This window comes from Dehalococcoidales bacterium (genome assembly GCA_028717385.1).
Classification (GTDB): Bacteria; Chloroflexota; Dehalococcoidia; order Dehalococcoidales; family CSSed11-197; genus CSSed11-197.
On the sequence record JAQUNW010000034.1, the window covers coordinates 1 to 11,286 of the forward strand.

Sequence of the window (11,286 nt, forward strand, 5' to 3'; positions counted from 1 at the left end):
CCGGGTTTCCCACTCTTTAATGGCCTTTTCATCGCCATCGTCCGGCTTCTTTCAACCCAGGAGTATGTCCACACCGCGTCCTGCCATATTAGTAGCCACTGTAACCGCGCCGGGTTCGCCAGCCCGTGCGATGATCTCTGCTTCTCTCTCATGCTGCCGAGCGTTTAATACATTATGCTTGATGCCCTTGCGTCTCAGAAGATCACTTACGTAATCCGATTTTTCAATTGAGGCGGTACCTATGAGCAATGGTTGCCCGGTTTCATGGATTTCCTTAATATCGGCAACCAGTGCTTTGAATTTAGTAGACTCATCTTTATAAATACGGTCGCCAAGGTCTTCTCTTATCATGGGTTTATTAGGAGGGATTACCACAACATCCAGTTTGTAAATACGGGCAAATTCTTCATCTTCGGTTGCAGCGGTCCCCGTCATACCGCTTAATTTTTCATACATACGGAAATAGTTTTGAATTGTAATAGTAGCAAAAGTACGGCTTTCTTCTTTGACCTTGACGCCTTCCTTGGCTTCAATCGCCTGGTGAAGACCTTCACTGTAGCGACGCCCCAGCATTAGCCGGCCAGTAAAGGGATCAACGATGATAACCTCACCGTCTTTCACCATGTATTCCTTGTCTCTTTTGTAAAATTCGCGAGCTTGGAGAGCATTTCTCAAGTGGCGCATTAGATCAGCGCTGGATGGATCGTAAAGGCTGGCTCCGGCAAGCAAGCCTTCTCTGTCCAGCAGCTTTTCCATTTCAGCAAATCCTTCGTCGGTAAGTTCTACCACTCGCTCCTTTTCTTTGGTTTCATAATGCGATCCTGATTTCAGGTACTGCACCAGCCGGGCAAAAATCTGGTATTTTTTGGGGGATTCGGCGTCTGGAGCGCTGATTATGAGAGGAGTTCTGGCTTCATCAATTAACAAGCTATCAACCTCGTCGATGACAGCATAATTGAGCTCGTGCTGTACGCACTGCTCCAGACTCATCACCATGTTATCCCTCAGGTAATCGAAGCCAAACTCGGCACTGGTGCCATAAGTGATATCTGCTAGATAAGCCTCGCGTCTGGGAACGGGCTTGAAATGCCGCCATGGGTCATTTTCTTTTTCGCTGTCATAATCCGGATCATAGATTCGCGCTGGTTGCATTTCATCTGGTGTTTGCATTGGGTAAATACTACCGACCTTGAGACCCAGCAGGTGATATACAGGCCCCATCCAATAAGCGTCCCGGCGGGCCAGATAATCGTTTACTGTTACGAGATGAGCGCCTTTACCTGCGAGCGCGTTGAGGTAGAGGGGCAGTGTTGCCACCAGAGTTTTACCTTCTCCGGTTTTCATTTCGGCAATTTTACCCTGATGGAGAACAATGCCACCGATCAGCTGTACATCATAATGCCTGAGCCCCAGTGTTCGTTTTGAGGCTTCTCGTACGGCAGCAAAAGCCTCCGGCAGAAGGCTGTCGAGGGTCTCTCCATCATTCAAGCGTTTTTTAAATTCTGAGGTTTTTTCCTTGAGCGCATTGTCATCTAGAGAATTAAAGCTTTCTTCAAGCTGGTTAATCCTGTCAACAATGGGTTGCAGTTTTTTTATTATTTTTTCGTTAGAATCACCAAATCCAAATAGTTTAAACATTTTCTATCCTATCGTTAATAAGTTGCAGGGCATATTCAGCGTCTGTCTGGTTCACCATCACTTCGACCATTCCCATACCATCAACTGAAAACGGATGAACTGAACCGGCAGCATTAGACCTTAGCATTGCTGGAACACCGAAGCTTTCAAGCATGCTTTTAATGGCTAAAGCTTCAAGCTCGCCCGATGCTTGGTAAACCCTTATCAGCTTATGAATGTTGTTCAAATAACGCTCCAACCGATTTGCCGGTGTGGATGCGGTGAATGGCTTCTCCCAAAAGGGGTGCAATAGAAAGAACGGTCACTTTGCCGCCGGGATTACTTTTTAACGGAATAGTATTGGTAACCACCACTTCTTTAACCGGAGATGAGGCTATACGTTCCATGCATGGACCAGAGAATACAGCATGAGTGCAACAAGAATACACTTCATTGGCGCCACGTCCAACCAGTGTATTTACAGTGTTAGCAAGTGAACCCCCGGTATCAATTTCATCATCGATCGTAATAGCAATTTTATCAGCCACCTCACCGATTACATTGAGAGTTTCAGTGCGATCAGCATTTCCCAGGCGGCGTTTTTCCATTATTGCCAGAGGCGCATTTAAAATAGCTGCCATATCTCTGGCTCGTTTGGTAATACCGATATCAGTCGCAACTACTACTGGATTCGGCAGGTTTTTCTGTTTGAAGTAATTACCCAGGAGATTTAATCCGGTCAGTTCATCGACCGGAATATTAAAAAAGCCCTGTATTTGAGGAGCATGCAAGTCAACTGCCAGTACGCGGTTTGCGCATGCTGCGGTAAGAATATCCGCCAAGAGCCGGGCGGTAATAGGTACTCTGGGTTGATCCTTTTTATCAGTACGAGCGTAAGCATAATATGGTATAACAGCAGTAATCCGACCGGCACTGGAACGCTTGAACGCATCAAGCATAATTAAAAATTCCATTATATTGTGGTTTACCGGACTGCAAAAAGGCTGAATAACAAACACATCTCTAGCTCGTACATTTTCCAGTATTTTTACAAAAGTATTTTCATTAGAAAAATTAAAAACATCAATTTTCCCGAGGGGTATTCCCAAGTACTCAGTAACTGACCTGGCAAGTTCCTGGTGGGCTGTACCGGAGAATACTTTTAATTCGTCCATAATCTTGATTCTATCCTCCTTATACATCTATGCCAGGAACAGAGAAGCGGGAGCAAATATTTTTAACCGATTCTCTGGCATTATCTTTCAATTGCTGATCATCGATATTCAGGATTATACCAGCAATAACACGGGCTATTTCTTTTATCTCATCAGGTCCAAATCCGCGGCTGGTTACAGAAGGTGTTCCAAGCCGCATGCCGCCCGCAATCGCCGGGGGATGGATTTCATCAAAGGGCACTGCGTTACGGTTAATAACAATGCCAACGCTTCCCAGCGCGTCTTCGGCTTGCTTGCCAGTAATGCCATTTTTATTTAAATCAACCAGTATCAGGTGGTTATCGGTTCCACCAGATATGATTCTTAGTCCGTAAGCCTTGAGTTCCTCAGCCAGCAATGAAGCATTTGCCACGACTTTTTGCTGGTACTGGGCAAATTCTGGCTGGAGGGCTTCTTTGAAACATACTGCCTTGGCGGTTACAACGTGTACAAGAGGGCCGCCCTGAATCATCGGGAAGACAGCTGAATCTATTTTCCTGCCCAATTCCTTGCGGCAAAGTATAAAACCGCCCCTTGGTCCCCTGAGGGTTTTATGAGTAGTTGAAGTTACAATATCAGCATAAGGAACCGGTGAAGGATGGACTCCTGCAGCAACCAATCCGGCAATGTGAGCCATGTCTACCATCAGTTTTGCACCAACAGAATCAGCGATGTATCGGAAACGCTCAAAATCTATAAAACGCGGATAGGCGCTTGAGCCGGTAACAATAAGCGCCGGTTGGTGCTCTTTTGTCAGCTTTTCAACTTTTAAATAATCTATACGTTCAGTTTCTCGGTTTAATCCATAAGGGGTGAATTTATAAAATTTCCCGGAAAAATTGAAATTAGCCCCATGAGTGAGATGCCCTCCATGAGCGAGGTCCATACCCAGAACGCGATCGCCATATTTGAGCAATGCAAAATATGCTGCCATATTAGCCTGGGCGCCGGAATGCGGCTGTACATTAGCGTGCTCTGCCCTGAAAAGTTCTTTGGCTCTGTCAATAGCAATATTTTCAATAGTATCCACATTTTCACAGCCGCCGTAATATCGCTTGCCCGGGTAACCTTCAGCGTATTTGTTGGTTAACGGGGAACCCTGGGCTTCTAATACCGCGGCGCTGCAATAGTTTTCAGATGCAATCAAGTTGATAGTGGAGCGCTGACGGTCGTATTCGGCTTGAACAGCCTGGTAAATGTCAGGGTCTTCCGATTCAAGAAAACTCATCGAAATATATTATCCTCCAAATTCTTCGGGAAGTGCCAAGCTCCATTTTACTATTGTATAGATGGCTTAAGCAAGCTACTTGTGCATGAGTAATCGCTATTATTCAATGTCGGGGAGTTTTTGTAACGGGCACTGTCAGTAACAGTCTGGGATGGAGTATTAGTATTCAAGGAGCGCTTGGCTCAATGAGGGGTTAAAGAAAGATGGCCTGAGATCAGAAAAGAGGCAGGCTGTCTTTGACAGCCATACACTGAGGCTTGGATTTTACTGATTTTGCGTTTGGGGCTATGCTCTCAAAAGCAAGTTTATCCATTTCCAATTGTACCGGGAGCGCATATTCGCCGGTAAAACAAGCCAGGCAGAAAAGGTTCTCAGGTAGACCTACAGCTTCTACCAGGCCTTTTAGAGACAAGTAACCGAGAGAGTCAGCGCCAATGAACTCACGTATTTCTTCAACTGACTTTCTTGCTGCCAGGAGTTCCCAACGGGTAGCCATATCAACTCCGAAAAAGCAAGGGTGGCAAATTGGTGGAGCGCAGATACGCATGTGTACCTCTTTGGCACCAGCTTTTTTGAGTAGTTTTACTACCTGTGGAGTAGTGGTGCCGCGGACAATGCTATCATCAACCAGCACTACACGCTTACCTTCAAGCACTGGCTGGAGGGGATTAAATTTCAACTTGACTCCCAAATCCCTCAGTCGTTGAGTAGGTTCGATAAAAGTCCTGCCCATATAACGATTCTTGATCAAGCCGGTTGCCGGAGGTATTCCAGATTTGAGTGAATATCCCGCACCTGCTGGTGTTGCTGACTCTGGCACACCGATGACTATATCTGCATCTACAGGATATTCCTCTGCCAGTTTCTCGCCCATGGCTTGCCTGGTATGATATACCAGTCGATTATTAATAAGGCTGTCAGGTCTGGCGAAATAAATATACTCAAAAATACAAAAGGCTCGTTTATTACCGGGCTCTTTAATGCTTTGTACGCCGTTATCATTGATGGAAACAATTTCGCCCGGCTCGATTTCTCGGATGAACCTTGCACCAATATGGTCAAGAGCGCAAGACTCTGATGCAACAACATAACTCTTGCCGTTTATCTGCCCCAGGCAGAGTGGTCTAACGCCATATGGATCCCGCATGGCGAACAGGGCATCCCTGGTCATGATTGCTAGAGAATAAGCCCCTTGCAGGCGGTGCATAGCGTAGCGCAGTTTTTGCGGCCATTCCTGGTGAGGAGCAGACAGAATAAGATAGCCGATTATTTCTGAATCTGTAGTTGTATTAAAAATATAGCCCTGGCTTTCAAGTTCAAGGCGCAGGGCTCCAGAGTTAGCTATATTACCATTATGAGAGAGGGCAATTTCATTGTATCCATCGTTTATAAGTATTGGTTGGGCATTATGGCGACGGCTGGATCCAGTGGTTGAATAGCGGTTATGGCCTATGGCGATGTGGCCTTTGAGGCGATTTAGAGATTTTTCATCGAATACCTGCGAAACCAGCCCCATGCGGGCATGGACACGGATTTCATGACCGTTCGAAGTGGCTATGCCAGCGCTTTCCTGGCCTCTGTGTTGCAATGCAAACAGACCAAAAAAAGTGATACGGGCAATATCTTCTGTATGTGAATATATTCCGAAGATTCCGCATGCTTCATGCGGGCCTGTATCGATACAGGTGCTTCCGCAGGGGTTTGAGCCAATCACCGAAAGATTATAACTCATCATCATTGGCTGGTCAAAAAAAAATCAAGAGTAATTCGCAGGCATTGCCGCTCTTTTGTAGGCCTTGATACGGAAATAAAGGACTTTAATAAGGTGACCATGATCTTGCCAGCTGCCTAGTTATCAAATATTCGGAATTGGAATGAATACTTAGTAGTGCACTGACCTTTGGGGGCGTGCTTCTTATTCTTATTTGGCTCCAATAATTTGCAATACCCGCAGTGTAGGCTATTTCGGTTTCAGTACCAACTTTCTGGTATCCTGCAGGTAGCCAACCCTTCCCCAACCACAGTAAAGGAAAGCTGCGGCTGGGTTCCTATATTTTCACTAAGCATATACATTAACCTGATACTCTAAGTGTTTCGTTTCTCCATTGGATTTGCCGATGAAAACAAAAATCCCCTTTTTAAAAAGGGGATTAAAACAGAATAAAATTGGTGGAGACGGGGGAGAGTCGAACTCTACTTGAAACAACAAACATGCAATTGTTAAAGTTTTATTGTAGATGAATGGTGAAAAACATCGACAATCGAATTATTGATAATATTATCGTTGCCAGATACTAGTTTCAGATTTAGCATTATATCATTTCACCTCTGCCACAAGTAATCGATTTGATAAGCCTTAAGTACCCACTGTGGAACGGTGTATTTTTCTTTATACCTAGATATTAACAATGTTGCCAGAGTATCATGCAATACAGCTTGTGCGGCGATTGCATCACCTGCTAGTCTACGCAACTCGTTAATGCTAGATTCAAGCCAACCTTGTCCCAATCCTATACCACGGTCTCTGTCAAACTTGATAGAAGTTGGCATCCATATTTCATTTTTACCTCTCGTTGTTGTAGGAAATGCCAACATATGATGTTTAAACTTATTAAACATACGAACCCAACCGCGATTCTGTTCTTCCCGTCTCTTAGCGATCCTGAGCCAGCCTTCAAGTTTGTATGGCATGCTCTGTTTTATATTATCCACCATTTTTTTAGAGAATCCAGAAGCGAACAACTCATCAGTTGTTGGTATATGGCATAGTGCCCTAAAGCTATCCTCGTTTAGACTTTCGAGCAGTGAAACTGCCCGCTCCTCCTTATAATCTCCCTGTCCAACTTTAATCTTATCCAGTAGAAGGAAAAGGCAAAACTCAGCATTCCCAGGTTGCCATTTCTCTAAGGTAAAGAGCCAACCTAATAAATCTTCGGTAGATGTCATGAACTCTTCGTAAGCTTTTACAACCAAGAAATCTACTACTCGCTGATTCACATTGAGGGGTTGCTTTAGCACTAATTGAGTTGAATAAGCACGCTCGGCTGTGCTGAAGTACACAGCATTTCGTAAGACAGAAGCATCCTCTAAAGGATTACCTGAATCTGGGTATAATATTCCTTGCTTGCCACTCATACTAGTTGTTTTGACATAAGCCTACGCTGATAGATATAAAAACTACTCTGCATTCAGAGCATCCAATAAGTTCTCAATCTGCCTAATCTCGCTTACATTCAAACAGTAGAGTTTGTAAATGAAATTGTTTATTTCTTTTTTTAACTTCACTATGTAAGCTTCTAATACTTTTGTCTTTTCTCCAAGAATGTCTGTGTCACTTTTTTTAACAGATTCAAGCTCCTTTTTCTTGATGGCAACTTGTTTCGATAACTTTAAAAGCTCTCTAGTTATCGCTTTATCCATGTTTTTTGGAAAGGGAAAATGTAGTAAGACTTCTTTGTCCACTTGAAGCTGATTTCCTTGTCTCTTTTGCTGGTATAAATAGAAGTGAGCAACATTACTGTTTAATATAGCAGTAAGAACATGTGGTGATAGGTGTTTTGCTTCTGTCAATCTTATAATTAAAACTGCTTGGTCGCCATACCAAGATTCAGACACTACTACGAATTTTGGGTATTTAGTTTTTCTAACGCATACGATTTTTTTAGTATCTTCAAACCATTCTGGTTGTCTGGCACGATGGATTCCGTAAGGTTTACGATCTGAGGTAATGACTGGTAGATACTTATCAAGATGTGCTCTTATATTCGGATATTTCTCTGGATTAGATTCAATATCTTTTGACGTTTCTAAGGTTGTATATATCAAGTAATGGTTGGTTTCAGGATTGTAATAAAAAGCGTCTAGCCCTTCAGCATAGTGGAATGGACGCATAAGAGCTTTCTCGCCCTCAGTTAATTTGAATTTATTTAGCTCAATTCTGCTTAAAACAAAAATGCCATCGCCCGCTTTGTGGATTGCAGGATTTTCAAGTTGTGAAATTACCTTATCTCTTAAAAAAGGTTGATGAACATCTGCTCCAACCTGTATTTCGCTGTTTGCAAGATTCCAGCTATTATTAGATAACTTGGCCAATATGTCAGAGCTAATATTACCGATAATATACACCTTGTCAGTTTTAGCATTATATAACTGAGATGTCTCGATCGCTTTCACTACAAAAAGCGTTTGCTCCTGAATCTCGGAAGCGAGCGCTTTGGTAATTTCCTGCTCACTAACATTGGGATCTTTTAGTTGTAGTATGGTTGAATGAGCATCTTTTGAATCGGCTTTTTTCAGAACCATAATCATGTTGTGTTGTCCTGGAGCATCTTGAAATACTTTATATTCGTTGAAATCAACTAACGTTAACGGGGTGGTCTCGTTAAACACTTTTTTACGTAGTTTTGAAGCATGAGTGCGAGATATCCAATACTGCTGGATAATGAATCCAAGATAGCTATCGGGCTTGAGTAAATCAATGCCAAGCTCAATGAAATAATAAAAAATATCCATTTTAGATTCATAATATTTGTTTCCGAATGGAGTAACTTTCAATTGCCTGAAAATCTCTTTGTTGTCTCTTAGCTCCATCACATACGGAGGATTGCCAATGACAATATCAAACCCACCCGAATTCATGATATCAGCAAACTCGTATTCCCAATTGAACGGCTTTAAAGCGTTATAATTTTCCCCAAGTGATGTTTCAAGTTCTTCATCATTGCCAAATATTAAGGAGTTGCCGTAGCGGATATTGTTTTCAAGCGATGGCAATAGAGCTCTTTGAGCTAGTGCTCTGATTAGCAGGTTAAGACGAGCAATCTCAACTGCTTGTGGATCTAGGTCTACTCCAAATATGTTACGAGTGAGAATTTCTATCCTTTCCTGCCAGCTAAGTTCAGCTACTGGCTTACTTTTAACTTTTGCGTGATACATTAAAAGCTCGTCATAAGCCCTGATAAGAAAAGAACCAGAACCGCACGCAGGATCTACTATCTTCATATTCAAGATTTCATTATGCGTGTGCTCTTCAAAGAACCGGTTAATCGTCTGTCTCACGACGTAGTCAGTAACCCATTTAGGAGTATAATAAATGCCGCCTTTCTTCCGTTTTTCTTTCTTAGCCGTTATTTCAATCTGCGCTTCTGTTTTAGGGAAAAAGGATTGCTGAACTTTCATCTTAGGTTTGACTTGTTTAGCTACATATCCTAGATATTGCTCATATACCTGCCCTAATACATCAGGTTCAATAATATCGAAGTGATATTGCGCATAATCACCAGGTACTTCATATAGACCTTTGATGACTTCAGCAAGAAGATAGTCGTTGATCCAAACATGCTGCCAAGGGTCTATTGTTTGCGGAAAGAGTTCACTATCAAAAGTTTGAGCAAATTCTTGAAATACTTCTTTAACTCTTCCCAATAAGTCTTTTTTATCAGATTCCCATTGATGTAATGCAGATAAAAGTGGATGATTGCTTGCTAATCCTCTGTCTTCGGCAGTACGGATAAAGATTAGTCGACTGAATAGCTTTTGAATCAACTGGTCAGTCTGGTCTAGAGTTATCCCTTTATCTTTATTAAACCCGTACACTTCATTAAAGAGTTCGCTGCGCCATTTTGTCATTTGTCCATAGAGTTTCTTTTCTATAGGTATTCGGCGTGCTAACTTCCCGTATTTCTCTGCCTTTTTATCTAAATCGTTACTTGTTGCGGATTCCTTAGACACTAATAGAAGATCTTCATATTCCGAAATATAATCTTGACAAGAAAGATTTAAAAAGAGAATAGTTTTAAGATCTGGGGTTTTGATTTCTGCATTAAAAACTTGCAATTTGACAAAATTCGTTAGTATTGCCCATGTTATCCTTTTGTTATAAGCGTAACTTATGGCTTGTTCTCTATCCGCATCCGTTAATTCGTGGCGAAGAGATTTTACTTCAACGCAAAATTTAGACACTTGTTTAATCTTAAAGAGATAATCAACTCTTCCTTTAAAGATGAGTTTTTCGGCTTCCACCTCACTAATATTAGCAAAATCCCATCCTAATGCTTCAAAGAGAGGCCGTATGAATGAATTTAAAGTATTGGCTTCGTTATAAGTGTTTTTCTCTTTTGATGTTAAGACTTGATATTTCTGTATCAAGTCCTCAATTTGTTGTTTTTCGGATTTGAGCACTGGTGCCTCCGGTTATTCCAGATTCCTCGAGCTTAAAAAACCAAGTCCTTTTGATTAGGCTGATTATACCCTTGTTTTTGGCTTTAAACAATACATAACCCTTTTGGAGAGGCTACATTACGGTTCTATTGCAACTACCAAACAGCTCTTCTAAAATACCTTAGTTTAATTGTTATGTTGAGGTGTGAACATGGAAGGTGTTGACCCAAAAGAATGGGCGTTGTTTCAAGCTAAACAAGAGCTATACCAGCAATATAATGAAAAACTTGTTTGCGAAGTATTAGCAAACATGGCTAAGCCAGATTGGCAAACCGAAACTCATTACGATAAAGGTGAAAAGGGTGTTGATATTATTGCAGAAAAAGATAATGTTGTGGTTGTGATAGAAGCTAAGGGTGAAAGAGAGAATACAAGCCAGACAAGCGGTGAAAGTCGAATAATGGCTGCTCTTGGCCAAATTATCATGCGAATGGGCAATGAAGAACCTGATAAGAAATATCACTATTGTGTAGCTTTTCCGGATACGAAAGCTTTTACGAAAAGCAAGATACCACTTAAACCAAGAAAGCTTCTCGGGATTACAGTGCTGTATGTTGATTGTCCCAATAATGCAGTTAAAATAGTTTATCCAGAAGCTGTTCACGCACAAGCCCTGAACACATTTGATGGAATTGTACATATCTATTAAAGTTTTGTTGATTTTGACATTGTACAAGTTTACACTCCACAGCTGAAGATATGCATTGGGGGTGTATCCATGACAAAATCGCAAGAAATCAAGGTTAAGCTGGAGGAAGGAGCAACCCCGAAAGAACTAATTAAATACGGCTACAAACCCGGTCTAGTTTACAAGGTTAACAGGCAAGTTAAAGACAATACAATGGATTGCAAGGCATTAAGCTCGAGCCAGCAACAAGCTGACATCACAATAGAAAATAGTAGTTTGGAATCTGAGCCTGAAGTAATAGCGTTGAAAAAGGCTATAAGAGTAGCTAAATTAAAAAAGAAGTTAACAGAAATAAACGCTCCATTAGAAATCGAATTAAG

8 protein-coding genes and 1 pseudogene are annotated in these 11,286 nt (G+C 41.9%); 2 read left to right on the forward strand and 7 right to left on the reverse strand.

Features of this window, described 5'->3' with window-relative positions:
* Positions 1-54 precede the first annotated feature (54 nt).
* From PHX29_06310 to PHX29_06340, 7 genes and pseudogenes are all read right to left on the reverse strand, one after another.
* Positions 55-1,638: pseudogene (locus PHX29_06310) on the reverse strand (preprotein translocase subunit SecA).
* Positions 1,631-1,864, reverse strand: a complete 234-nt coding sequence (locus PHX29_06315; protein MDD5605500.1) for a DUF2007 domain-containing protein — start codon at positions 1,862-1,864, stop codon at positions 1,631-1,633. Before PHX29_06315 ends, PHX29_06310 begins: the two are co-directional and overlap by 8 nt.
* Positions 1,848-2,792, reverse strand: a complete 945-nt coding sequence (locus tag PHX29_06320) for a ribose-phosphate pyrophosphokinase (protein ID MDD5605501.1) — start codon at positions 2,790-2,792, stop codon at positions 1,848-1,850. Before PHX29_06320 ends, PHX29_06315 begins: the two co-directional genes overlap by 17 nt.
* A 19-nt stretch (positions 2,793-2,811) precedes the next feature.
* Entirely contained in the window at positions 2,812-4,059 is a 1,248-nt protein-coding gene (locus PHX29_06325; protein MDD5605502.1) for a serine hydroxymethyltransferase, read from the reverse strand.
* A 214-nt stretch (positions 4,060-4,273) separates the two neighbouring features.
* On the reverse strand, positions 4,274-5,773 hold the full coding sequence (gene purF, locus PHX29_06330; GenBank protein ID MDD5605503.1) for an amidophosphoribosyltransferase: 1,500 nt from the start codon (positions 5,771-5,773) through the stop codon (positions 4,274-4,276).
* A 608-nt stretch (positions 5,774-6,381) separates the two neighbouring features.
* Positions 6,382-7,194, reverse strand: a complete 813-nt coding sequence (locus tag PHX29_06335; GenBank protein MDD5605504.1) for a hypothetical protein — start codon at positions 7,192-7,194, stop codon at positions 6,382-6,384.
* 42 nt (positions 7,195-7,236) lie between these two features.
* Positions 7,237-10,239: an N-6 DNA methylase gene (locus PHX29_06340; GenBank protein MDD5605505.1), complete on the reverse strand. Its 3,003-nt coding sequence runs from the start codon at positions 10,237-10,239 to the stop codon at positions 7,237-7,239.
* 190 nt (positions 10,240-10,429) lie between these two features.
* Between PHX29_06340 and PHX29_06345 the strand changes: the two genes are divergently transcribed.
* Positions 10,430-10,927 carry a hypothetical protein gene (locus PHX29_06345; protein ID MDD5605506.1) on the forward strand — a complete coding sequence of 166 codons (498 nt, stop codon included), beginning with the start codon at positions 10,430-10,432 and terminating at the stop codon, positions 10,925-10,927.
* 69 nt (positions 10,928-10,996) lie between these two features.
* Positions 10,997-11,286, forward strand: a 290-nt coding sequence (locus PHX29_06350; protein ID MDD5605507.1) for a hypothetical protein, incomplete at its 3' end; no start/stop codon positions are given.

Coding starts and splice junctions, on each gene's coding strand:
- PHX29_06320 (MDD5605501.1), bottom strand. CDS start 2,792: ATGGACGAATTAAAAGTATTCTCCGGTACAGCCCACCAGGAACTTGCC.
- PHX29_06325 (MDD5605502.1), bottom strand. CDS start 4,059: ATGAGTTTTCTTGAATCGGAAGACCCTGACATTTACCAGGCTGTTCAA.
- PHX29_06335 (MDD5605504.1), bottom strand. CDS start 7,194: ATGAGTGGCAAGCAAGGAATATTATACCCAGATTCAGGTAATCCTTTA.
- PHX29_06345 (MDD5605506.1), top strand. CDS start 10,430: ATGGAAGGTGTTGACCCAAAAGAATGGGCGTTGTTTCAAGCTAAACAA.